Source organism: Bradyrhizobium sp. cir1 (assembly GCF_014198245.1).
Taxonomy (GTDB): Bacteria; Pseudomonadota; Alphaproteobacteria; order Rhizobiales; family Xanthobacteraceae; genus Bradyrhizobium.
Window position 1 is genome coordinate 241,635 of sequence record NZ_JACIHE010000004.1, and the last position, 21,999, is coordinate 263,633.

The window sequence follows — 21,999 nt, forward strand, 5'->3', positions numbered from 1 at the left end:
CCGCGGGGCATGGTGGCGATGCGGGTCGCGACCTTCGCGCAGTCGAGCAAGATGATCTCCGACGCGCTGCGCGTGCAGGCGGTCATGGCCGAGAAGCAGGTCCAGGAATCGTCGGGCATCATCTCGAGCGATCTCGGCGGCTACGGCCCGGACGCCCAGCACGTCGTCAACCTCCAGGTTTCGGTGACGCGCGCGCAATCCTATATCGATGCCGCGACGCTCGCCGACAGCAAGGTGCAGGTGATGTATTCGGCGGTCGGCTCGATGACCGACATCATCACTCAACTTCGCTCCCAGCTCAGCGCCGCCTCGACCGGAAGCTCGACCGAGACGACCTCGGTGATCAGCTCCGCCCAGCAGATGCTGGAGGAGATGGGGTCGATCGTGAACACGCAGTATGACGGCCAATATGTCTTTGCCGGCGGCAAGACGGACACGGCCCCGGTCGATCTCACGGGCTTTTCGTCGGGGGCGGGGTCCCTCACTACGGCGGACAGCAGCTACTACGGCGGCGACGACGAGATCGCGTCGGTGCGTGTCGGCGCCGGTGAGACCGTCTCCTATGGTGTCACCGCCGACAATTCGGCGTTCGAGGAGGTGATGCGTGTGCTGAAATTCGTGGCCAACAGCACCTCGCTGTCATCCGCGGACATCTCCAGCGCGCTTGATCTCGCCAGCACGGCACTCGACGACACGGCGGCCGTGCAGGCGAAGCTTTCCAGCGCGGCGTCCTCGATCGAGACGGCGAGCGCGCGCCAGACCGACTACAAGAGCTATGCCGAAATGTTGTCGAGCGATCTCACCAGTGTCGACGTCGCCGCCGTTACGGCGGAGCTCTCGACATACGAGTCGCAACTCACGGCGTCCTATTCTGCTCTCGGGAAGATCTTGAGCCTGAATCTTGCGAGTTATCTGAAGTGAAACAAGGCCTTGTGGAAGCCTCGTTCTGAACGGGGGAGCGGGAGTCTTGCGAGTGCATTCGTCGCTCAATGAGCAAATGAGAATCTAAACGAAAAGTGGAAGCCGTCCCGCTCGGGCTGGAGGCCGATCAAGAAAGAAGGCTCTCTCGATCGAGAACTGGTTGATCGCACATTGGCGCTGCCGCGGACGTCCGCTGCTTCACCGGCATTTGCATCCGAACGATCAAGCCTTTTGGCTCGCGATCATGCAGTGACAGCTCGCCGCCATGGGCGATCGCGATCGCACGTGCGATCGACAGGCCGAGCCCGAAGCCCGTGGAGTCGTCCATGGTGCGGGCATCGTCGCCGCGCACGAACGGCTCCAGCATCTCCTGCTTGCGTGCATCCGAAATGCCGGGACCGTCGTCCTCGACGTCGATGACGAGTCTTGTGCCCGATATCTTGAGACGGATCTTCACCTCTGCGCCGAATCGCACCGCGTTCTCGACGAGGTTGGTGACGCCGCGATGCAAATCGTCGGCCCGTACGACGACGCTCGCGGAAGCTGGCCCGTCATAATGCACGACATGGCCCATGTCGCCGAACTGGTCGGCGACGAGCTGGAGCGTGCTCGCGATATCGACTAGCGTCACGGCCTCGATCTTGCGGTCGTCGCGCAAGAGCGACAGCACCGATTCGAGCATTGAGCGCATCTGGTCGAGGTCGATCAGCATGCGCTTGCGGTTGCCCTCGTCTTCGATGAACTCGGCGCGCAGGCGCAGCCGCGTGATCGGCGTACGCAGATCGTGGCTGATCGCGGCCAGCATCCGCGTGCGATCCGACATCAGCCGCGCGATCCGTTCCTGCATGCGGTTGAGCGCGCGCGCGACCGAGCGGATCTCCTCGGGTCCACGCCCGGGCAGCGGCTCGGCCGCCCGATCGAGGCTGAAATCCTCGGCGGCCTTGGCAAACGACGATAGCGGCGCCGCCAGCGCATGCGCAGCCCAAACGCCGAGCAGCGTCACGCTGATCACGGCAGACAGCAAGGTCGATATCCAGGGATTACCCCACAACCAGGGCGGCCGTCCTCGTCCGACGTGGCCTGCGATGATCGTGCCGTCGGGCAGCTGGATGCCGATCCGCGACGAGCCGCCGTCCGGGGCCAGTGCGACGACCTTGTAACCCTCACCGACATGGCGGTGCATGCCGTGCAGGTGCGGAGCTTCGATGCCGCCGACGGCTGCGGCGGAGCCGGGCGCGATCTGCTCGACCCGTAGCTCCGGAAAGGCGCGTGCGATGTCGGCGAGAAGGCGCGGCCGTTCGCTGGCGCCTGCCGCGGACAGGAGGCGCGCAGCAGTGACGAACTCATGCTCGCTGTCGGGCGGCGCCGTCGCGCGGTCCGGCCGCGTGATCAGAAATCCTGCGGTGATGATGAGATGCAGCGCGAGGATCGAAACCACTACGAGCGCGGCGATCTGACCGCTGATGCTCCTGAGATGAAAAAATCCCAAAAGCCGCATGTCAGCCGCTCAAGGCCGCCGCGGCCGCCTGCGTGCCCACCGCTTCGGTTCTGGGCGTGAACAGATAGCCACCGGAGCGCACCGTCTTGATGATGGTCGGATCCTGCGGATTGGGCTCGATCTTGCGCCGGATGCGGCTGACCAGCACGTCGATGGAGCGTTCGAACGAGCCGGCGTTGCGCCCTTGCGTGAGGTCGAGCAGGCTGTCGCGCGACAGCACGCGGCCGGGCCGCTCGCAGAACGTGCGCAAGAGATCGAACTCGGCGCTGGTCACCGCGACGCGCGCGCCATCCGGATTGCGCAATTCGCGCAGGCGCAGATTGATGCGCCAGCCTTCGAAGGCAAGCGTGCTCGCGCCTTGGACCGCGCTCGCCGCTTGCGCGGCGGCCTGGCGGCGAAGCACTGCGTTGATGCGGGCGAGCAGCTCGCGCGGGTTGAAGGGTTTGGGCAGATAATCGTCCGCGCCCATCTCGAGACCGACGATGCGGTCGACGTCCTCGCCGCGCGCTGTCAGCATGATGATCGGCGTCTGCGCTTCCGAACGCACCTTGCGGCAGAGGCTGAGACCGTCTTCGCCGGGCAGCATGACATCGAGGATGATGAGATCGACGCGGTGGTCGGCCATGGCGCGCGACATCTCGCGGCCGTCGCTCACGGCCGTGACGTTGCAGGCGTTGTTGCGCAGGTATTTCGCAATCAACGTCCGGGTTTCGCGGTCGTCCTCGACGACAAGGATGTTGGGATTGGGAATGGCCATGCGATTTGTTTGTCCAAGATTCGGGCCAAATGGCGAAGAATTTTGTTTCAGATTGTTTCTGGACGCGATCTCGACAGTCCGGCAATGCCGGGCCGTGGAGCGGCAAGGTCTCGTTGAGGGGGGCTAACCATACCGTGCCGTGGTCGGCCACGAAACGCCGCAAACCCCATAGAGCCCATCATGACTTCGATTCCGGCAGCCTCCGCCGGTTTGGGCTGCCTCCACTATTTGAAGTGCGTCAGGAGAAGCTCATGATGTCTAGCGGATGAAAGGTCTGGCGAGGATCGATCGGCTCGACATCGTGGCGCCAATGGCCACCGCGTTGATGCAGAGCAATCCGGATCCAAACGATCCGGACCAGATGAAGATCAAAGAGTTGATCGATATGCTGACGATTGAGAATGGCGACGATGCCCAGCATCGCCGCCGCATTCGTGAGCTGGCGGACTACCGGAGTTACTTTCGTTTCAGCATCGATATCTGCGATCCGGAGCAGGCTACCGCAGAATCTCGGATCTCGAGCAGCGTCGCGGCAAGGCGAGTGGCGGGCAGAAGTTCGTCCCGTTCTATATCTGCCTTGGCGTTGCAGCCGCATCAGCCTACTTCAATCACCTTGGAGGCAGTCGCGATGCGCCGCCCCAATCGGCCCTTATGCTGATGGACGAGGCTTTCGAGAAACTCGATCCGGACAATATCTACAAGATCATCCGGTTTTGCCATCAGCTCGGCCTGCAGCTTATCATGGCCGCACCAAAAACGCATCAGGCGCTCTATCAGGAGACGTTCGATACATTGATTTCGATCATCCGGGTCGGTCGCGGGATCCAGGCGATCCCGCAGCACTTCCATCAAGAGGCACACGTACTCTTGCTCAAAAAGCTGGTCTCGCCCTGAAGCCTTGTGGTCGGACGCCGCACGGCCAGAATGTTGCAAACTCCATTCGTTCCGGACCCCGCCCGGTGAGGGCGGCTATGGCTCCAAGACCGGCGCATATCGGATGTCGCGCGCCGGCCGCTCCTCGAGAATTCGCCTCACGGAATGGGAGCACAGCCCGCACCGGACCGTGCAGCCAAGGCAACCGTAGACCTGCGCGGCCGAGCAAAGCTCGTCGCCGGTCGACACCACCCCTCTGATGTCGTGATCGCTGATGACGTTGCAGGAGCAGACGATCATGCCGGGTTCCTGTGTGTCGAGCGGCGCGCGGCGTGGAGCCTGACGGCGGCGGTCGCAGCATTGGCAATGGCGCGCCCGCGCTGGTCCGTTCCCGTCCATTGGGCATCGCGGCCGCGCGGATCGACCTCCAGCAGCTTCACGCCGGCAGGAACTTCGCTGCCGTCGCGGACGATGCCGCGCAAAATACCGTCGCGCGGCGCAAGCAGCGGAACACCGGAGAGATGGCCGAGCACCAGATCCCTGTAGACGCGGGTCCCGATCTCGATCGGCGTGTGCCAGCGACCCGCGAACTGCGAGTAGACGAAACGTTCTGCGCCGACATCTCCCAGCGAACTCGCGACACCATCGGCGGCGTCGGTCCAGCGCGCGTCGGTGACGAACCCGATCTTGCCCGGCCGGGTCTCCACAGCGACATCGCAATTGAAGTCCGACGAGAAGCCGGGGCCGAGACCAATGGTCAGCCGGGCGAGCCGCCTGAGATCGGGCGTGACCCGGCGCTTCTGGAGGCGGGCATCGATCAGGAGGTCGATGTGACGAACCGGAAGCAGGTCGAGCAGGCCGAGCCAGGTGACCATGACCTGCGGCGGCCGGCGGAGCGCCTGATAGACCTGCACGCCATCATCGACACGTTCGGCGACAATGTCCTCGAGCTGCGCGGTGTCGGTAAAGAGTGCATCGTGAAAGGCCATCTTGCGCCGGATCACCGGTGGATCCGGATCGTGGGATAGCACCACGCAATATCCAGCGCGGACGAGCTGAAGAGCGATCGCAGATGCGATCTCGTTGGTGCCGAGGATAACGGCAAAGAGTCGGTGGTCGTTCGGCTGGGGCATCTGAAACCACGTTGCATGGAAAGTGCAGCAGGGCGCGATCAAGCTTGGAACAGGAAGAGCAAGAGCCGGGCCATTTGGAATGATTGAAAAACAGCTCTCAACTGCCGGTCGGCATTCAGGAACGGAGTTTGCGCCGGGATGGCGCTCTTTGGTTCGAAAGCGCACGCGCGCCTGTTGCAAACCTTGCAGCATGTCGCGAAGCCGACATCCCACCGCGAAAACCGCAGCGATCGGGCGGCAGGGCGTGGCCCAAATCCTGCAAAGTTGCTCCCATTGTCATTGTCTGGTGTCCGGTCGGACGCGGTGAGGAGTTGACATGACGCTCGATCTCCTGAAGCGCGATGGTGCACCTGCGGGCACGTCGGCACCCGATGTCTCGCTGTGTCCGTTTCACGGCGACAAGTCGCGGGCGCAACATGGCGAGCGGAAAACGCTGGTGCTGACCGGCGCGTCCCGCGGCATCGGCCATGCGACGGGGAAGCTGTTTTCGGAAGCCGGTTGGCGGATCATCACCTGTTCACGGCAACCGTTCGACGGTGAACGGTGCCCCTGGGATTCAGGGACGGACAACCATGTGCAGGTCGAATTGAGCGATCATCGCGCGCTGCCGCGCGCGGTTGCCGAGATCAAGGAGCGGCTCGGGGGCGGGCCGCTGCATGCACTGATCAACAATGCCGGGATTTCGCCCAAGGCCGCTGACGGCAGGCGGTTGAATTCGCTGACGACGCCGGTCGAAACCTGGATGAGCGTGTTCCACGTCAACCTGCTCGCGCCGGTTCTGTTCGCGCAGGGCCTGGTCGACGAGCTGAAGCGGGCGGCCGGCTCGATCGTCAACGTCACCTCGATCGTGGGCTCCCGGGTGCATCCATTTGCCGGCACGGCCTACGCGACGTCGAAGGCCGCGCTCGCATGCCTGACCCGCGAGATGGCGCACGACTACGCGCCGTTCGGAATTCGCGTCAACGCGATCGCGCCCGGCGAGATCAAGACCGACATTCTGTCGCCGGAGACCGAGGCGCAGCTGGCGCCGATCATCCCGCTGCACCGTGTCGGCACGCCGGACGAGGTCGCCAAGGTGATCTTCTTCCTGTGCTCGGAGGCGGCCAGCTATGTCACAGGTGCGGAAGTACCGATCAACGGAGGGCAGCACGTATGATCATGCGGCCATTGCCCGCCTCCAAAGAAACCTTGCCGATTTGCGCTGGATCAATGCGGAAATCTCAGATTCGAGCGTGTCGCGCATTTCGACGGTAAATTCCGTGGATTGGATGACAAAGCGTGCAAGTGCGACGGAATCTTTTTGCAGCGATGCCGACAAGTTGAGCGCGACTCGTGTCCGGTCTTCTGCTTGAAGACGGCGGCGATCTCCTTGGCGGCGTCGGTGAAGTTGGCGGCGACGGCAACATTAGTCTGCGCGGCTTGCGCCCCGATGGATGCGAGCAGAAAACCTGCGACGACGGCGATCGTACGAAACAGTTTCATGATGAACTCCAGCGGACGGTAACCGCCTCCGCACCAGCCTGATTGCTGCGAGGTGACGGCCATGATGGGCTCAGCAATCGGCGTGCCGGATGCGCCGACCGGAGTCTGGTGCGCGGCTTGCAGAAATGGGCGTCAAAAGCGGAACTTCCTGCCCCTCGCGGCGGCGGGACCGACGATCCGTGTCGGGTTTGCGACAAAGTCGTCGGCAAGCCGACAGCAGTGAAGGGAAGCACGATATGACGACGGTTGCGTCGCGCGCCGAGCTTGAGCGCCTGCTGGAGGACGACGTGCCCTACGGCGATCTCACCACCGAGGCGCTCGGAATCGGCGCGACCGGGGGCGTCATGCAGTTTGCCGCGCGCGCGCCGATGGTATTGGCGCTCGCAGAGGATGCCGCCGCGATCATCACGCTCGCCGGCTGCGAAGTGGAGCTGTTCGCCGCCTCCGGCACGGCGCTGGAGCAGGGCGCACCGATCCTTCAGGCACGCGGTCCGGCCGCGAGCTTGCTGCGGAGCTGGAAAGTCGCGCAGACCTTGATCGAGATCTGGTCGGGCGTGGCCAGCGAGACCCGCGCCATCGTCGACGCCGCGAGGGCGGTCGCGCCGCAGATTCCAGTTGCCTGCACGCGCAAGAACGTGCCGGGCACCAAACGCTTTGCGGTAGCTGCCGTGAAGGCGGGCGGCGCCGTCATGCACCGGCTCGGTCTTTCGGAGACGGTGCTGGTGTTTCCCGAGCACCGCGCGTTTCTCGGCGATCTGCCGCTATTTCAGGCGGTCGAGCGATTGCGCCGAGCGGCGCCGGAGAAGAAGCTCGTGATCGAGGTGAAGACGGCCGATGCCGCGCTTGCCGCGGCAGTCGCCGGTTTCGACGTGATCCAGGCCGAGAAGTTTTCGCCAGCCGAGATTGCCGCACTGGTCAGGCGCATGGCGTCGATGGCTTATACGCGCGCCCGTCCGATCATCGCCGCCGCCGGCGGTGTCAACGCGGCGAATGCTGCGGCCTATGCAGAGGCCGGCGCCGAGATCCTGATCACGTCCTCGCCCTATCAGGCGAAGCCGAAGGACGTGCAGGTGCGGATCGAGCCGGTCGACGTGAGCAGGCACCAGACGCGAACTTATCCTCGAATTTGCTCCTGACGAACGAGAAGATCTGGGGCGACATGGTCAATGCGACGGCGCGCAAGATCGGTATCGGCTGAGCCTGCGCCCCATGGTCTCGCAGCAACGCGCCTCTCGGTTGCGATCCCTAGAAGTCAGAGACCTTTCCGACTGCAAGTCCGGCAAATCGATTTGGCCGATAAGGCTGGGGATCGACGATCGGCGCGGCGCCAGTCACGAGATCCGCGATGAGGTGCCCGGCTCCGGGACCGATACCGAAGCCGTGGCCGCTGAAGCCTGCGGCCAATATCAGCCCAGGCAGGCCGGACGTCTCTCCGATGACCGGCACGCCATCGGGCGTCGAGTCGATGTAGCCGCCCCACGCGGCGGTGATCTTGGTGTCCTTCAGTGCGGGCAACAGTTCGAGCGCGCGCCGGTGCGTGAGCTCGATCGTGTTCTGATCGGGCGCGGGATCCAGAATGCGCATGCGCTCCATCGGTGTCGGCTCGCTCGGGCGCCAACGCCGGAGCGTTTCGTGTCCGGACCAGACGCCTTCGAGGCCGCCCGGGAGCAGACTGCGCCAGCGCCGCAGAAACATCGGCAGGAATTGCGGGGCGAAGCGCAGCTGCTGCGCAGTCGGATCGACGCGGCCCCGGCCGCTGATGGCGAGCGTATAACCGCCATCACCACGCCTCGTCACCGAAACAGCGGCAGTGTGGAGTGCGTCCGGCAGGCCTTTCGCACCTTCCGACACCGACAGGATGGACGAGCGGATCGAGGCGAGCGGAAGGCGGATGCCGGCCTGATGGCAGAAGGACGAGGACCAGGCGCCGCCCGCCAATATGGCGGTACGCGTGCGAATCGTGCCGCGCTCCGTCACCACTGCGCTCACGCGGCCGCCTTCGGTCTCCAGCCCGCGCGCTGCGCACATCTGATGCACCGTGCCCCCGCGCCTGAGCATCGCGCGCGCCACCGCCGGTGCAGCCCTGGCGGGATCGGCGATGCCGTCGGTTGGTGAGAAGACGCCGCCCTTCCAGGATCGCCCCGTCGCCACGCCGCGCTGCGTTGCCGCGGTCCCATCGAGCATTTGCGTGGTGACGCCGACCGTCCGAGCGAAGTCGCGCCAGCGCGCCCAGCCCTCGAGCTCGGCCTCGTCGTTGCTGAGATACAGAAGGCCGCAGCGAGAAAAACCGGTGCTTTGGCCGCTTTCGGTGCCAAAGCTCTCCCACAGGTCGAGGCTCCTTGTCGCCATCGGCAGCTCGCGGGCATCGCGATTTTGCTGCCGACACCAGCCCCAGTTGCGGCTGGACTGCTCGGCTCCGATCCGTCCCTTCTCCACGAGTGCGACGCTGAGCCCTCGCAGGGTGAGATAATAGGCCGCGAACACCCCGATGATGCCGCCTCCGATGACCACCACGTCGGCGTCACGGGGAAGCTCCGGCGAGGTCTCGATGTGGCTGAGTGGTGCGGGCATTCTGGCTTCCTGGATTTCGCTGGGCGCATCGTAAGCCGGGGATCGCCCCGCGCGGCGCCGGATTCGATGGCAGCTCAGCACTTTATGCTGCATACTCGGGGGGCAGCAAAACTGTGTTCTAATCGATCGGTATGATCTCAGTGGTGGACAATGGATGCAGGATAAGTGAGCTTTTGGCTCGTTGTGCCCAATTTTCTGCTGCGCCTTCCGGCGCGCGCTCAATGGAGAGTCGCCAATGAAGCTGGACCGGATCGACATCAAGATCCTCCACGAACTCCAGAAGAACGGTCGCATCACGAATGTCGAGCTTGCCGAGCTGGTCAATCTGTCGCCCAGCCCATGTCTCATGCGCGTGAAGAGACTGCAGGCCGAGGGGTACATCGAGGGGTATGCCGCCCAGATCAACGTGCGCAAGCTGGGACAGACGCTGACGGTGTTCACCGAAGTGACGTTGAAGAACCATCGACAGATCGACTTCGCTCGTTTCCTGTCGGCGGTCGACAAGGTCGACCAGCTGATCGAATGCCATCTGGTCTCGGGAGGCTACGACTACATGCTGAAGTTCGTCACCGCCAGCATCGGCGAGTACCAGACGATCATGGAGCGTTTGACGGACATGGATATCGGCATCGACAAGTATTTCAGCTTCGTCGTCCTCAAGTCGCCCATCGTCCGCTCGCAGATGCCGCTGACCAGCCTGTTTCCGGCTTGATCCGGCTGCGCCTACGGATGGCAATAGGCCCGCACCTGTTCGGCATCCTGTTCCAGATTGTCGAGCCAGCCGGTGTCGAGCTTGGGCACCGAAGAGAGCAGCAGCCGCGTATAAGGGTGCTCCGGTGCTGCCAGGCGGGTCGACGCGATCTGTTCGACCTTCTGACCGCGATACATCACGATGATTTCGTCGCAGATCGCCTCGACCACCGACAGGTCGTGGCTGATGAAGATGTAGGAGATGCCGAGCTCGCGCTGCAGCTCCTTCAGCAGCTCGACCACCGCGGCCGCCACGACCGTATCGAGGGCCGATGTGATCTCGTCGCACAGGATGAGCGTCGGCTCGGCGGCGAGTGCCCGGGCAAAATTCACCCGCTGTTTTTGGCCGCCTGAAAGTTCTCCCGGCAATCGATGCCGCACGGATTTGGGGAGGCGGACCAGATCGAGCAGTTCGTTGACGCGCGCATCGCGCGTCTTGCCTCTCATGCCATGATAGAAGGCTAGGGGACGCCTCAGGATGTCTTCCACCGACTTCGCCGGGTTGAGTGCGGTATCCGCGTGCTGGAACACGATCTGAATCTGGCGGAGCTCGTTGCGGGTGCGGTTGCGGCCGGCCTTTCCCAGTTCGCGCCCGTTGAAGACGATATCGCCCGCATGGGCCGGCAGGATGCCGGCAATCGCCCGGGCAAGCGTTGACTTGCCGCAGCCGGACTCGCCGATGATGCCAAGATTCCGCCCTCGATCCAGCTTGAGGCTGACCGCCTGGACGGCATTGATCAGCGGCTGTCCATCGCGCGAGCGAGGTCCGTAGCCGACCGTGAGATTGTCGACCTCAAGCAACGGGCGGTTCGTCACGCCCTCGCCGTCAGGCTGCCGCTGCAGAGTCTTTGGCCTGAACGCGGCCAGCAGCTCCCTGGTGTAGGGGTGGTGGCCCCCCTCGAGGATATCGTTGGTCGTCCCCATTTCCTGGACCGTGCCGTCCTTGAGCACGACGATCCTGTCGGCGATCTGGGCGACCACGGCCAGATCGTGCGAGACGTAGACGCCGGCGATGTTGTGCTGCGCCGTGACGGACTTGAACGCCCGCAGCACCTCGACCTGCGTCGTGACATCGAGCGCCGTGGTGGGCTCGTCGAAGATGACGACCTTCGGTTGGCCGATCAGGGCCATCGCGGCGGCGAGGCGCTGCAACTGACCGCCCGAGACCTGGTGCGGGTAGCGGTTGCCGATCGTTTCGGGCTCCGGCAGCGAGAGGGCTTTGAACAGCAAGAGAGCTTTCGCCTGTGCCTCAGTGGCCGACATGAGCCTGTGGATCCGCGCCACCTCGATGACCTGATCCATGATGGTGAGCGCAGGGTTGAAGGCGGCCGCAGCGCTCTGCGGCACATAGGCGACGCTCGTCCCGCGAATGCCGGCGCGCTCCGCTTCCGAAAGCTTCACCATGTCGACGCCGCCCACACGCACCTCGCCGCCGGTGATCGCGCAGCCCTGCCGGGCGTAGCCCATGAGCGTCATGGCAATCGTGGTCTTGCCCGAGCCGCTCTCGCCGATGAGGGCGACGATCTCGCCTTCGGCAATGTCGAGGCTGACGCCCTTGATGATCTCGACCCGCCTGCCGGCGTCGGTCGTTGCCTCAACCCTGAGATTGCGGATCTCGACCAGGTTTCCCGTCATTCGGCGCTCCGGTCGCGGATCCTGCGCGGCAGGTTATCGATCAGAAGGTTGACGCTGATGGTGAGGCTTGCGATCGCGAGCGACGGGAAGATCGCCGCCGGTGCGCCAAAGGGCAGCCCGCCGATGTTCTCGCGAACTAGTGCGCCCCAATCCGCGTAGGGCGGTTGCACGCCGAGCCCGAGAAAGGACAGGCCGGAGAGCAGCAGCACGATGAAGACGAAGCGCAGGCCGAGATCGGCGAGCACGGGACCGAGAATGTTAGGAAGAATCTCGGAGGCAATGAGATAGGGCAGGCGTTCGCCGCGAATTCGGGCGACCACCATGAAGTCCATCGTATTGACGTTGACGGCGAGGGCGCGAGCAAAGCGATAGGCGCCGGGCGTGTAGATCACCGATAGCGTCGCAATGAGTGCCGGGATCGACGAGCCGACCGCGGCGACCACGACGAGGCCGAACAGCTTGCTGGGTATAGAGTTGAGCGCATCGAGAAACCGGCTCAGCATGCTGTCGAACCACCCTCCGGCGACTGCCGCAGTCATTCCGAGCGCGACGCCGCTGAAGCAGGCGATGGAGACCGCGGCGAGCGAGATGCCGAGCGTGTAGCGTGCGCCCATCAGGATGCGCGAGAAGATGTCCCGGCCGAGATAGTCGGAGCCGAACCACAGGTCCCGGCTCACGGGGCCAAAATAGTCGGTGTCGACGATCTCGCCCACGGAATGCGGAATGATCTGCGGAGCGAACAGGGCGACGCCGGCCCAGAGGAGGATGATGCCAAGGGCCGACACGCCCACGAGATTGAAGCGATAGCCCAAGCGCATGCTGAGCCAGCCTGACGAGGTCGGATTCGTCATCGGAGCCTCGGATTGGACACGACGGCGATGATGTCGGCGGCTGTGATCAGTGCCAGATAACCCAGGCAGAAGATCATCGCGCAGGTCTGGATCAGCGGCAGGTCACGGGTCGAAACGGCATCGACCATCAGCTTTGCGACGCCGGGATAGTTGAAGATGGTCTCCACGATGATGACGCCGCCGAGCAGGTACGACAGCGAGAGCGCGATCGCATTGACGATGGGGCCGAGTGCATTCGGCAGTGCATGTCGCAGCACGAGCCGGGGGCGCGAGGCGCCCTTGAGGAGCGCCATCTCGACATAGGGCGTGTTCAATGTCTCGACCACGGCGGCGCGGGTCATGCGGATCATCTGCGCGGAAACGCCGAATGTGAGCGTCATGACAGGCATCGCGTAGATCCGCACCAGGTCGTGGAGCGACTTGACCTCGTTGGTGAGAGAAAGCGCCGGCAGCCATTTGAGGTAGACCGCGAAGAGCAGCACAGCCAGCGTTGCGATCATGAACTCCGGCACCGAGATGATGCCGATGGTTCCGACGGTCACGATGCGGTCGTACAGCGTGCCGCGCCACATCGCAGCGGTGATGCCGAGCGTCAGCGCGAGCGGCACGGCAATCGCAGCGGTCAATCCCGCAAGCTTCAACGTGTTGACGAACCGTCCGCTGATCAGAGTGGCGACCGGGACGTTGTTAGCGTAAGACTTGCCGAAATCGCCCTGGAACAGGCCGGCGACCCATCTCAGGAAGCGGATGATCGCGGGATCGTCGAGATGCATCGCCTTGCGCAGGCCCTCGACGGCTTCAGGTGTCGCGGACTGCCCGAGCAGAATCGTGGCCGTGTCGCCCGGCAGGAGAGTGGTGGCAAAGAAGACGGCGAAGGAAACGATCACGAGTGTGATCAAGGCGATGAGAAGCCGCCTCACCACGAGCGACGAAACTTGTCCTCTCACATTCGTCCTCCCACGCCACGCCGCTCATTATGGTCAGCTCGGGTTCCAATCCGAGGACCCCGAGCTGCGACCTTGCCTTGTGCCGGTCAGGCGGCCAGCCAGACGTATTCGGCGAAGGCGTAGCCCATCATGCCGCCGAGCGGGTTGGGCTGCAGCCCCTTCAGCTTGGCAGTGATGGCGTCCACGTTGGAGATGTAGGCTGGAATGATGGTGCCGGCTTGCTCTGACACCAGGACCTGCATCTCATTGTACATCTCGCGACGCTTGGCCTGATCAAGCGAGCCGCGGGCTTCGAGCAGCATCTTGTCGAATTTTTCCGAGACGAAGCGGCTCTCGTTCCACGGCGCATCCGACTTGTAGAGCAGGGAGAACAGGATGTCGGGTGTCGGACGCGGATTGATGTTACCGAAATGGATCGGCGCCTTCAGCCAGTAATTGCTCCAGTAGCCATCAGAGGGCACGCGTTTCATATCGAGCTTCATGCCGATCTGGGCGGCGCTTGCCTGGATGATCATGGCCATGTCGATCGCCGAACCGGGCGCCTCGGAGGTAATGACCTCGATGGTCTGGCCGAGCACACCGGCCTTCTGGAAATGGAATTTTGCCTTGTCAGGGTCGAACGATTTCGGCTTGAGCGCCGCATTGTGATAGACGTTGGCGGGCGACACCGGCTGGTCATTGCCGACGACACCGAAGCCGCGCAGGGCCGATTTGACGATCTGCTCGCGGTTGACCACGTATTTCATGCCCTCGACGAAATCGCTGACGTTGCCGGGCGCCATGTCCATGCGGATGTTCAGGTCGGTGTAGGTGCCCGACGTGGTCGTGGACAGCGCGAAGCCATCCCTGCCGTCGAGGAGGCGGACCGATCGCGGGTTGATCGAGGCGGCGAGATGAATGTCCCCGGACAGCAGGGCATTGATCCTCGCGTTTTCATCCGGGATGGCGAAGAATTCGAATGAATCGACGTTCGGGCCGCCCTTGAAGTAGTTCGGATTCCGCACGCCGATCGAGCGCTCCCCCGGGGTGAACTGCTTGCAGTTGAAGGCGCCGGTGCCGTTGCCCGAGGAGAAGTCGGTGGTCCCGTCGGCCACGATCATGAAGTGATGCATGGACAGGATCGTCGGCAGGTCCGCGTTGGGGCTCGCCAGCGTGACCTCGACGGTCGTCTTGTCGACGACCTTGAAGTCGGTCATCTGGGACGCGATCGCAGCGACCTTCGATCCGGTTGCCTTGTCCAGATGGCGCTTCAGCGAGAAGATGACGTCGTCGGCGCTCAGCTCCTTGCCGTTGTGGAAGGTGACGCCTTTCTTGAGCTTGATCGTCCAGGTCTTGGCATCGCCGCTCTCGATCGATTCGGCGAGCTCCATCTGGGGCACGCCGCTCTGGTCGAGAAATGTCAGGCGATTGTAGAAGGAGCAGCAGCGAACATAGTCGGTCGAGAGCGAGGCCTTGGCCGGATCCAGCGTGTCGGCGGTCGACGAGGACCAGGCGGCGGCCTTCAGGGCGCCGCCCTTCACCGGCGTCGCCGCCACTGCTTCCGACGCGCGGCCGAAGATCGTGCCGGCCGCAGCCATGGCCACGCCATTGGCGAGCATCAGCTTCAGAAGATCGCGGCGCGAAGCCCCGCGCCGAATGGCGTTCTCGATCGTGGCATCGTCTGAACAGGACCAGTTCGTCGTGTCGTTCATGTCAATCCCCTCGCTGGCTAAGGCTACGGCTCGTGTTGCGGTGAGCGGCAGATTGTTCTGCCGCGCCGTTGTGGTGGATGCCGGCGCGGTCCGTCGTAACGACGGTGCCGTGTTTCCACTCAGAACTGCACTTCTTTCCTGCGATCAAAGTCTCGCAGGATAGTTCCGCGGCTTTGGCCGAAAAAACCGCGAGCCGCGGCACAAAATTGCGAAGATGTCGCTGTTTCCAGTGTTTCGGACCTGCTTCCAGCCGGTTCGTTGTGCATGCCTATTATTATCGCAGTGCGGCGCGAACTTCGGCATCAGCCAGCGTATCGTCCAGCGTTCTGGCGGTGCGCGCGATGATGGCGTCGATCTCCGACTCGGAGCAGCAGAGCGGCGGCGCGTAACCCAGCACGCCGGTGGGGAAGGCCCGGATGACGAGGCCGTTCTTCCAGGCCCGGTCGAAGATGCGTTTTGCCGGCTCGGCCGCGGCAGGAAGCGGCGTCTTGCGTTGCTTGTCGGTGACGAGTTCGACGGCGGCCAGCATGCCGCGGCCGCGCACGTCTCCAACAAGGGGGTGATCCCTGAGCGATTGAAGGCCAGCCATCAGACGGGCACCCGCCCTCGCGCCATTCTCGAGCAGGCCGCTTTCGTAGAGGTGCAACACTTCCAGGGCGACCGCGGCGCTGACAGGATGGGCGGAGTAGGTGTAGCCGTGGCCGACCGCGCTCGAGCCCGCCGCATCGGCGATCGTGTCGTAGACGCGATCCGACATGAGGACTGCGCCCATCGGGACGTATCCCGAGGTCAATCCCTTCGCGACGGTCATGAGGTCGGGGATGATGTCGTCCTCGCTGCATGCGAACAGCGGCCCTGTTCTGCCGAACCCGGTGATGACCTCGTCCGCGACGAAGAGGATGCCATGCGCCTTGCACCGCGCATGCATGGCCTTCATCCAGCCCTTCGGTGGTACGAGCACGCCGCCCGAGCCCTGGATCGGTTCGGCATAGAACGCGGCGACGCGGTGCGCGCCGCCGATTTCCTCGATCTTCGCGTCGAGCGCGGCCAGCGAGGCTGCGATGATGGCGTCGTCGTCCTCGCCGGCCGGATTGCGATAGACATAGTGCGAGGGGATCCTGTGCTGCCAGCTGAGCGGCACGCCGAATCCGGCGTGGAAGGCGGGCAGGGCCGTCAGCCCGGCACCGACGGTCGACGACCCGTGATAGCCCTGTTCGACCGAGATGAAATGCTCGCGCTGCGGCTCGCGCCGCGCGTGCCAGTAATAACGGACGAAGCGGACCGTGCTGTCGACGGCGTCGGAGCCGCCGAGCGTGAAATAGACATGGTTGAGGTCGCCGGGTGCGCGCTGTGCCAATTCGGCCGCAAGCCGGATCGCGGGCTCCGAGCCGAGGCTGAAATAGCCCGTCGCGTAGGGAAGCTCCCGCATCTGCCTGGCGGCGGCCGCAACGATGCTTTCGTGCCCATAGCCGGCATTGACGCACCAGAGTCCGGCGAAGCCGTCGATCAGCTGATGTCCGGAAGCGTCCGTCACGATCGCTCCCCTGGCCGACTTCAGCACCTTGACGCCGGCGGCTTCGTGGCCCCGGTAGGACGCGACCGGGTGGATGAGGTGAGCCCGGTCGAGCTCGATGAGCGAATTGCTCAGCATCAAAGTCTCCGCTTATCCAAAAGCCTGGCTGGCGAGGGCGAATGTCGTGAATGTGGAGGGGCTGGACTGCACCGCGACGGGGCGCTGCATGGCGATGCCGTCGCCAACCTGGATCAGCCCGCGCTCCGCAAGCCAGGCGCTCAATTGCGCGGTTTCGGCAGTATCCACGCGAACGAAACGCCCTTCGCTTCGGGCCATGAAAAAGCTGAGCAGAGCTTTTCCGTCGTCGACATTCGCTGCAACCACAGGTCCGATCACTTCACCTCTGCCGAAGCCGCGCGACATCGCAAATCCAGCGATCCCCTGGCCACGATCGAGTACGGCCAGTTGGCCGACCTCCGCGAGCGTCCGAAGCAGACATCTGCGGTCTGCGCCGAATGCGCTTCTGTCGAGCTCTAGGATCCCGAAGATGTCGTGCGACTCGGCCGGCCGGACATTGGCGGGCGTGGCGACGGGCAAGACCGTTCCCTGGTGCTGGATGATCGTTCCGGTCCGGAAAAAGCCGAGCTTTTGATAGAGCGGCAGGCCCTCGCCGGTCGCGACCAGCCTCAGTGCGCGCAATCCCGCCTGCTCGATGATCGCTTCCATCAGCTTGCGTCCCAATCCGCGGCCGCGGGCGGCTTCATCGACGATGACCATGTTGACGGTCGCGACATCCCGCTTGTAGGGCGTCATCAGGATCGTTCCGACAACGGTTGAAGCATTCGTATCCAGGGCGACAAACCCCGCGCTGAGATCGAGCGCCAATTGCCAATCCTCGAGGCGGTGCGGCCATCCGGCTTGGCGCGAAAGGCGCAACGCGCCCTCGAGATGGTCGGGGCGAAGGGCCGTGAGCGATATGGTGCTCTGGGTCATTGACTCGTGTTCCTGTCCGGCACCAGTTTCTTATCTTGGTGACGTGCAGATCGTCTGAAGGGCCCGGCGGGAACGATATCTTCCACCGCAGCCGGCGAAAAAGCCGCATCTTATGCCGCGTTGAGGTTCTATTGTTGCAGCCCTGACATTGCGCGAGCGCACCAGGATAGGATGATGAGCCAGTTTCGCCCGAAATACGTGACCTTCGACTGCTACGGCACGCTGACGAATTTCCAGATGGCGGAAGCGGCGCAGGACCTCTATCGCGCGCATCTTCCTGAACCGCAAATGGCTGCGCTCGTGCGGGATTTCGCGGCGTATCGGCTCGACGAGATTCTCGGCGACTGGAAGCCCTATGCCGACGTGATCCACAATGCGCTGGAGCGTGCGTGCAAGCGCAACGGTGTCTCCTTCAAGTCCGAGCATGGGCAGCTGGTCTATGACCGCGTGCCGAGCTGGGGACCGCATCCCGACGTTCCTGCCGGCCTTGCCAAGGTCGCCAAGGAGATTCCGCTCGTCATCCTTTCCAACGCCATGAATGCGCAGCTGCCGTCCAACGTTGCCAAGCTCGGGGCGCCTTTTCACGCCGCGCTCACCGCCGAACAGGCCCGATCCTACAAGCCTCGCATGAAAGGCTTCGAGTTCATGTTCGATACGCTGGGCTGCGGGCCTGAGGACATCGTGCACTGCTCCTCGTCCTTTCGTTATGACCTGATGACGGCGCACGACCTCGGCATCAAGAACAAGGTCTGGGTCAATCGGGGGCACGAGCCCGCCAACCCCTATTACGGCTATGTCGAGATCAAGGACATCGGCAGCCTGCCCGGCGTGTTCGGACTCTGAGCCGGCGGGATCTGCGGTGAAATACGTCTCCTATTGGCACGATACCGCACCGCGCTTTTCCGGCGGCTCCGAAGGTCCCGTCGAAGGGCATTATGACGTCGCCGTGATCGGCGGCGGCTTCACGGGCCTGGGGGCTGCGCGCCAGCTGGCCAAGGCGGGAACGAAGGTCGTCGTGCTCGAGGCAGACCGGGTGATCGGCGGCGCATCGGGCCGGAACGGCGGGCATCTCAACAACGGTCTCGCCCACAGCTATCTCGCCGCCAAGGCGGAATTGGGTAAGGAGCGAGCCGTCGCGCTGTACCACGCACTCGATGCCTCGATCGACACGCTCGAGGCGCTGATCGCGGAGGAGGGCATCGCATGCGATTTTCGCCGCGCCGGCAAGCTGAAGCTCGCCTCCAAGCCGAAGCATCTCGACGCGATTGCGCGCAATTTCGAAGCGGTCCATCGCGAGGTTGATCCGGACACCGCATTGCTGTCTGCCCGGGATCTCGGCGCAGAGATCGGCTCACCCTTCTTTGGCGCGATGCTCTCGAAGAAGAGCGCGATGATGCATATGGGACGCTATGGCGTCGGACTGGCGGAGGCCGCCAAGCGCCGCGGCGCGATCGTCTTCGAGCAGGCGCCGGTCACCGCGCAGGCACGCGAAGGATCGCGCCATCGCCTGACGACGCCTCGCGGCAGCGTCACCGCCGATCAGGTGCTGCTGGCGACGGGCGCTTATACCACGCCCAATTTTGGCTACTTCCGGCGACGCCTCGTCGCCGTCGGCAGCTTCATCGTCGCGACCCGTCCGCTGGACGCGGCGGAAATCGCGGCGACCATGCCCGGCAACCGCACTTGCGTCACGTCGATGAATGTCGGCAACTACTTTCGGCTTGCTCCTGACAACCGCCTGATCTTCGGCGGGCGCGCTCGCTTCTCGGCGACATCGGACCAGCGTTCCGACGCAAAGAGCGGCGCCATTCTCGTCGACGGTCTTACGCGAACCTTCCCGCAGCTCGCTGGCATCGAGATCGACTATTGCTGGGGTGGGCTCGTCGACATGACCAGCGACCGCTTCCCGCGCGCCGGCTATCAGGACGGGCTATGGTACGCGATGGGTTATGCCGGTCACGGCGCGCAACTGTCGACCCATCTCGGCATGACCATGGCCGATGCGATGCTCGGACGCGAAGACCGAAACCCCATGAAGGGCCTCGACTGGCCTGCGGTGCCCGGTCATTTCGGCAAGCCGTGGTTCCTGCCGCTGGTGGGACTATACTACAAGATGCTCGATCGCGTTCAGTAGCGTCGGGAGCTGAGCCGTCCCGGACCGTCACCCAAATGCGCGAGAGGGCACGGTCATGCGCCCTCTCCATTGCCGCCGCCTAGCCCAATCCGCCGATGTGGAAGGCCTTCATCTCGAGGTATTCCTCGATTCCGATCTGCGCGCCTTCGCGACCCAGGCCGGATTGCTTGACGCCCCCGAATGGCGCCACCTCGGTCGACACCATGCCCGTATTGAGGCCGACCATACCGGCTTCGAGCGCCTCCGCAATACGCCAGGACCGCTTCAGGTCGCGGGTATAGAAATAGGCGGCGAGGCCGAAGGGCGTCGCATTGGCGATGGCGATCGCCTCCTCGTCGGTCTCGAAGCGGAAGAGGGGCGCAACGGGACCAAATGTCTCCTCATGCGCCAGCACCATGTCGGTGGTCGCCCCTGTCAGGACGATCGGCGCGGTGAATTGCGGACCCTTGGGCAAGCCCGCCGCCTGCGCGGCGATACGCGCGCCCTTGGACAGTGCGTCGGCGACATGGCGGTTGATCTTGCTGATCGCCGCTTCGTTGATCATCGGCCCGATCGCCACGCCCGGCTCGAAGCCCGACCCCACCTTCATGGACTTGACGCGGGCGACGAGCTTGGCCGCGAAGGCGTCGTAGACGCCCGCTTGCACGAGGATCCTGTTGGCGCAGACGCAGGTCTGGCCGCCATTGCGGAACTTCGACATGATTGCACCCTCGACCGCGAGGTCGAGATCGGCGTCGTCGAAGACGATGAAGGGCGCATTGCCGCCGAGCTCGAGGCTCACGCGCTTGACGCTGTCAGCGGCACCGCGCATGAGCAGCGAACCGACGCGGGTCGAGCCGGTGAATGAAATCTTGCGCACCGTCTCGTTGGCCATGATCTCGGCGCCGATCTCGCTCGGCAGGCCGGTGACGATGTTGATGACGCCGGCGGGAATGCCGGCGCGCTCGGCCAGCACGCCGAGAGCCAGCGCCGAATAGGGCGTGAAGTCCGATGGCTTGATCACGACGGTGCATCCCGCGGCGAGCGCCGGAGCCACCTTGCGGGTGATCATGGCGTTCGGGAAATTCCAGGGCGTGATGATCGCGCACACGCCCACCGGCTCCTTGAGCACGACAATGCGCCGGTCCGGAGTGGGTGAGGGAATCGTGGTGCCACCGATCCGACGGGCTTCCTCCGCGAACCATTTGACGAAGGAAGCGCCGTAGCGAATCTCGCTCTTCGACTCCTCCAGCGGCTTGCCCTGTTCCAGCGTCAGGATGCGCGCGAGATCGTCGAGATGCGCGATCATGAGGCCATGCCAGGCTTCCAGAAGCGCGGCGCGCTCGGCATTGGTTTTTGTGCGCCAGGCGGTGTAAGCCTTCGCGGCGGCAGCAATGGCATCGCGCGTGTCATCGCGGCCCATATTCGGGACAGTGCCCAGATCGGCCTGCGTCGCCGGGTCGATCACGTCGATCGTCGCGCCCGAGAGCGCCGCTTGCCATTGGCCGCCGATCAGGCCCTGCTGGCGGAAGAGCTGCTGGTCGTTCAGGTTCTGCATCTGTTGCGCCTTTTTGGTCAGGAGAGACGGGAAAGTACGGCTGTCGTGATCGCCTCGGTGCGCTCGTAGAGCGCGCCGTCCGAAGGCCGGTGCAGCGGGAGCAGACCGGGAGACTCCCGTAGCCGATCACCGATGAAGTGGCCCATCGGCAGCTGAATCCGGTCGGGATCGAAGCTCAGGGCTCATGACACCGTGACGTAGATCTTGCGGACGGTCTCGATGGTCTTCCAAACGCCGGTAAAGCCGGGCTTCATGACGAAGCTGTCGCCTGCCCTGAACGTGATTGGCTCACCGCCATCCGGCGTGATCTCGATCCTGCCGGCGAGGATGTGACAGAATTCGAAGGTCTCGCCCTTGATGGAGCGCGTCTCGCCCGGCGTTGCTTCCCACACGCCGGTATGCACCAGCTCACCCTTGGCCTCGTCCTGCGCCCAGGTCTTGAAGTGCGGCGCGCCGGCAATGAGCCGCTCCGGGATCGGGCCGGATTCCTTCGGGGCGAAAGTGGGGGTGGGATCAATCCGTTTCAGCAGCAAGTTGGGCTCCTCTTAAGTAACCACAAGTCCGATCCAGGAGCCCGACGAGGTCGAGACCGCTTCATATCGCTTGAAGTTGTCGATGACCGCGCGAGCGGCGCTGTCCGCCGGGGATTTCGGCACGCAGGGCATGGCGAATTCACCCGATTGCACTATGCTATCGGAGTGGCGTTCGATCCG

General features: G+C 64.0%; 21 protein-coding genes. 8 read left to right on the plus strand and 13 right to left on the minus strand.

Translation table 11 applies throughout. The features are described 5' to 3' along the window. Positions 1 to 9: 9 nt before the first annotated feature. Complete coding sequence (locus tag GGD63_RS11930) at positions 10 to 921, plus strand: flagellin (protein WP_183242044.1); 912 nt, start codon at positions 10 to 12, stop codon at positions 919 to 921. 127 nt (positions 922 to 1,048) lie between these two features. On the opposite strand, the gene GGD63_RS11935 is transcribed toward GGD63_RS11930, so the two are convergent. Together GGD63_RS11935 and GGD63_RS11940 are read right to left on the minus strand one after the other, a co-directional pair. Continuing rightward, positions 1,049 to 2,419: an ATP-binding protein gene (locus tag GGD63_RS11935; protein ID WP_183242046.1), complete on the minus strand. Its 1,371-nt coding sequence runs from the start codon at positions 2,417 to 2,419 to the stop codon at positions 1,049 to 1,051. 1 nt (position 2,420) lies between these two features. Continuing rightward, positions 2,421 to 3,176, minus strand: a complete 756-nt coding sequence (locus GGD63_RS11940) for a response regulator (protein ID WP_183242048.1) — start codon at positions 3,174 to 3,176, stop codon at positions 2,421 to 2,423. Positions 3,177 to 3,441: 265 nt separating this feature from the next. Here GGD63_RS11940 and GGD63_RS40955 point away from each other — a divergent pair, with 265 nt between their 5' ends. Continuing rightward, positions 3,442 to 3,834 carry a hypothetical protein gene (locus tag GGD63_RS40955; protein WP_409334057.1) on the plus strand — a complete coding sequence of 131 codons (393 nt, stop codon included), beginning with the start codon at positions 3,442 to 3,444 and terminating at the stop codon, positions 3,832 to 3,834. Continuing rightward, on the plus strand, positions 3,747 to 4,070 hold the full coding sequence (locus tag GGD63_RS11945; RefSeq protein WP_409334061.1) for an SbcC/MukB-like Walker B domain-containing protein: 324 nt from the start codon (positions 3,747 to 3,749) through the stop codon (positions 4,068 to 4,070). The genes GGD63_RS40955 and GGD63_RS11945 overlap by 88 nt, the downstream gene beginning before the upstream one ends. Before the next feature lie 275 nt (positions 4,071 to 4,345). On the opposite strand, the gene GGD63_RS11950 is transcribed toward GGD63_RS11945, so the two are convergent. Then, positions 4,346 to 5,182 carry a xanthine dehydrogenase gene (locus GGD63_RS11950; protein WP_183242050.1) on the minus strand — a complete coding sequence of 279 codons (837 nt, stop codon included), beginning with the start codon at positions 5,180 to 5,182 and terminating at the stop codon, positions 4,346 to 4,348. Between the two features lie 316 nt (positions 5,183 to 5,498). On the opposite strand from GGD63_RS11950, the gene GGD63_RS11955 reads away from it, so the two are divergent. Next, positions 5,499 to 6,338, plus strand: a complete 840-nt coding sequence (locus GGD63_RS11955; protein ID WP_183242052.1) for an SDR family NAD(P)-dependent oxidoreductase — start codon at positions 5,499 to 5,501, stop codon at positions 6,336 to 6,338. Between the two features lie 50 nt (positions 6,339 to 6,388). Here GGD63_RS11955 and GGD63_RS40960 read toward each other — a convergent pair whose 3' ends face one another. After that, positions 6,389 to 6,727, minus strand: a complete 339-nt coding sequence (locus tag GGD63_RS40960) for a hypothetical protein (protein ID WP_409334058.1) — start codon at positions 6,725 to 6,727, stop codon at positions 6,389 to 6,391. Positions 6,728 to 6,900: 173 nt separating this feature from the next. Between GGD63_RS40960 and modD the strand changes: the two genes are divergently transcribed. Continuing rightward, positions 6,901 to 7,800, plus strand: a complete 900-nt coding sequence (gene modD / locus GGD63_RS11965; protein WP_183242054.1) for a ModD protein — start codon at positions 6,901 to 6,903, stop codon at positions 7,798 to 7,800. A gap of 109 nt (positions 7,801 to 7,909) precedes the next feature. On the opposite strand, the gene GGD63_RS11970 is transcribed toward modD, so the two are convergent. Further along, positions 7,910 to 9,235 carry an FAD-binding oxidoreductase gene (locus GGD63_RS11970; RefSeq protein WP_183242056.1) on the minus strand — a complete coding sequence of 442 codons (1,326 nt, stop codon included), beginning with the start codon at positions 9,233 to 9,235 and terminating at the stop codon, positions 7,910 to 7,912. Positions 9,236 to 9,470: 235 nt separating this feature from the next. Between GGD63_RS11970 and GGD63_RS11975 the strand changes: the two genes are divergently transcribed. Beyond that, complete coding sequence (locus tag GGD63_RS11975; protein ID WP_018642567.1) at positions 9,471 to 9,947, plus strand: Lrp/AsnC family transcriptional regulator; 477 nt, start codon at positions 9,471 to 9,473, stop codon at positions 9,945 to 9,947. An 11-nt stretch (positions 9,948 to 9,958) separates the two neighbouring features. On the opposite strand, the gene GGD63_RS11980 is transcribed toward GGD63_RS11975, so the two are convergent. The 6 genes from GGD63_RS11980 to GGD63_RS12005 form a co-directional block, all read right to left on the minus strand. Continuing rightward, positions 9,959 to 11,620, minus strand: a complete 1,662-nt coding sequence (locus GGD63_RS11980; RefSeq protein WP_183242058.1) for an ABC transporter ATP-binding protein — start codon at positions 11,618 to 11,620, stop codon at positions 9,959 to 9,961. Continuing rightward, the gene (locus tag GGD63_RS11985) at positions 11,617 to 12,471 is read right to left on the minus strand and encodes an ABC transporter permease (RefSeq protein ID WP_183242060.1); all 855 of its coding nucleotides are present in this window, start codon (positions 12,469 to 12,471) and stop codon (positions 11,617 to 11,619) included. The genes GGD63_RS11980 and GGD63_RS11985 overlap by 4 nt, the downstream gene beginning before the upstream one ends. After that, a complete protein-coding gene (locus GGD63_RS11990; protein ID WP_183242062.1) occupies positions 12,468 to 13,418 on the minus strand; it encodes an ABC transporter permease in 951 nt (316 codons plus the stop codon). Before GGD63_RS11990 ends, GGD63_RS11985 begins: the two co-directional genes overlap by 4 nt. Before the next feature lie 86 nt (positions 13,419 to 13,504). Continuing rightward, positions 13,505 to 15,109 carry an ABC transporter substrate-binding protein gene (locus tag GGD63_RS11995; RefSeq protein ID WP_183242064.1) on the minus strand — a complete coding sequence of 535 codons (1,605 nt, stop codon included), beginning with the start codon at positions 15,107 to 15,109 and terminating at the stop codon, positions 13,505 to 13,507. A gap of 274 nt (positions 15,110 to 15,383) precedes the next feature. After that, positions 15,384 to 16,760, minus strand: coding sequence for an aspartate aminotransferase family protein (locus tag GGD63_RS12000; protein WP_183242066.1), 1,377 nt, complete (start codon positions 16,758 to 16,760; stop codon positions 15,384 to 15,386). A 12-nt stretch (positions 16,761 to 16,772) separates the two neighbouring features. Beyond that, on the minus strand, positions 16,773 to 17,615 hold the full coding sequence (locus GGD63_RS12005) for a GNAT family N-acetyltransferase (RefSeq protein WP_183242068.1): 843 nt from the start codon (positions 17,613 to 17,615) through the stop codon (positions 16,773 to 16,775). Positions 17,616 to 17,789: 174 nt separating this feature from the next. Between GGD63_RS12005 and GGD63_RS12010 the strand changes: the two genes are divergently transcribed. Together GGD63_RS12010 and GGD63_RS12015 are read left to right on the plus strand one after the other, a co-directional pair. Then, complete coding sequence (locus tag GGD63_RS12010; RefSeq protein ID WP_183242070.1) at positions 17,790 to 18,458, plus strand: haloacid dehalogenase type II; 669 nt, start codon at positions 17,790 to 17,792, stop codon at positions 18,456 to 18,458. A 16-nt stretch (positions 18,459 to 18,474) separates the two neighbouring features. After that, a complete protein-coding gene (locus GGD63_RS12015) occupies positions 18,475 to 19,749 on the plus strand; it encodes an FAD-binding oxidoreductase (protein WP_183242072.1) in 1,275 nt (424 codons plus the stop codon). Between the two features lie 79 nt (positions 19,750 to 19,828). Here the strand turns inward: GGD63_RS12015 and GGD63_RS12020 are convergent, their stop codons facing one another. Both GGD63_RS12020 and GGD63_RS12025 read right to left on the minus strand, forming a co-directional pair. Next, positions 19,829 to 21,286, minus strand: a complete 1,458-nt coding sequence (locus GGD63_RS12020) for an NAD-dependent succinate-semialdehyde dehydrogenase (RefSeq protein ID WP_183242073.1) — start codon at positions 21,284 to 21,286, stop codon at positions 19,829 to 19,831. A gap of 182 nt (positions 21,287 to 21,468) precedes the next feature. Beyond that, complete coding sequence (locus GGD63_RS12025) at positions 21,469 to 21,819, minus strand: cupin domain-containing protein (RefSeq protein ID WP_183242075.1); 351 nt, start codon at positions 21,817 to 21,819, stop codon at positions 21,469 to 21,471. Positions 21,820 to 21,999 lie beyond the last annotated feature (180 nt).

Bases quoted from the DNA above. Each gene is read 5' to 3' on its own strand.
- GGD63_RS40960 (WP_409334058.1), bottom strand. From the start codon at position 6,727: ATGGCCGTCACCTCGCAGCAATCAGGCTGGTGCGGAGGCGGTTACCGT.
- GGD63_RS11995 (WP_183242064.1), bottom strand. From the start codon at position 15,109: ATGAACGACACGACGAACTGGTCCTGTTCAGACGATGCCACGATCGAG.
- GGD63_RS11980 (WP_183242058.1), bottom strand. From the start codon at position 11,620: ATGACGGGAAACCTGGTCGAGATCCGCAATCTCAGGGTTGAGGCAACG.
- GGD63_RS11950 (WP_183242050.1), bottom strand. From the start codon at position 5,182: ATGCCCCAGCCGAACGACCACCGACTCTTTGCCGTTATCCTCGGCACC.
- GGD63_RS12010 (WP_183242070.1), top strand. From the start codon at position 17,790: ATGAGCCAGTTTCGCCCGAAATACGTGACCTTCGACTGCTACGGCACG.
- GGD63_RS12005 (WP_183242068.1), bottom strand. From the start codon at position 17,615: ATGACCCAGAGCACCATATCGCTCACGGCCCTTCGCCCCGACCATCTC.
- GGD63_RS11940 (WP_183242048.1), bottom strand. From the start codon at position 3,176: ATGGCCATTCCCAATCCCAACATCCTTGTCGTCGAGGACGACCGCGAA.
- GGD63_RS12000 (WP_183242066.1), bottom strand. From the start codon at position 16,760: ATGCTGAGCAATTCGCTCATCGAGCTCGACCGGGCTCACCTCATCCAC.
- GGD63_RS40955 (WP_409334057.1), top strand. From the start codon at position 3,442: ATGAAAGGTCTGGCGAGGATCGATCGGCTCGACATCGTGGCGCCAATG.
- GGD63_RS11975 (WP_018642567.1), top strand. From the start codon at position 9,471: ATGAAGCTGGACCGGATCGACATCAAGATCCTCCACGAACTCCAGAAG.
- GGD63_RS11955 (WP_183242052.1), top strand. From the start codon at position 5,499: ATGACGCTCGATCTCCTGAAGCGCGATGGTGCACCTGCGGGCACGTCG.
- GGD63_RS12020 (WP_183242073.1), bottom strand. From the start codon at position 21,286: ATGCAGAACCTGAACGACCAGCAGCTCTTCCGCCAGCAGGGCCTGATC.
- modD (WP_183242054.1), top strand. From the start codon at position 6,901: ATGACGACGGTTGCGTCGCGCGCCGAGCTTGAGCGCCTGCTGGAGGAC.
- GGD63_RS11930 (WP_183242044.1), top strand. From the start codon at position 10: ATGGTGGCGATGCGGGTCGCGACCTTCGCGCAGTCGAGCAAGATGATC.
- GGD63_RS11970 (WP_183242056.1), bottom strand. From the start codon at position 9,235: ATGCCCGCACCACTCAGCCACATCGAGACCTCGCCGGAGCTTCCCCGT.
- GGD63_RS11985 (WP_183242060.1), bottom strand. From the start codon at position 12,471: ATGACGAATCCGACCTCGTCAGGCTGGCTCAGCATGCGCTTGGGCTAT.
- GGD63_RS11935 (WP_183242046.1), bottom strand. From the start codon at position 2,419: ATGCGGCTTTTGGGATTTTTTCATCTCAGGAGCATCAGCGGTCAGATC.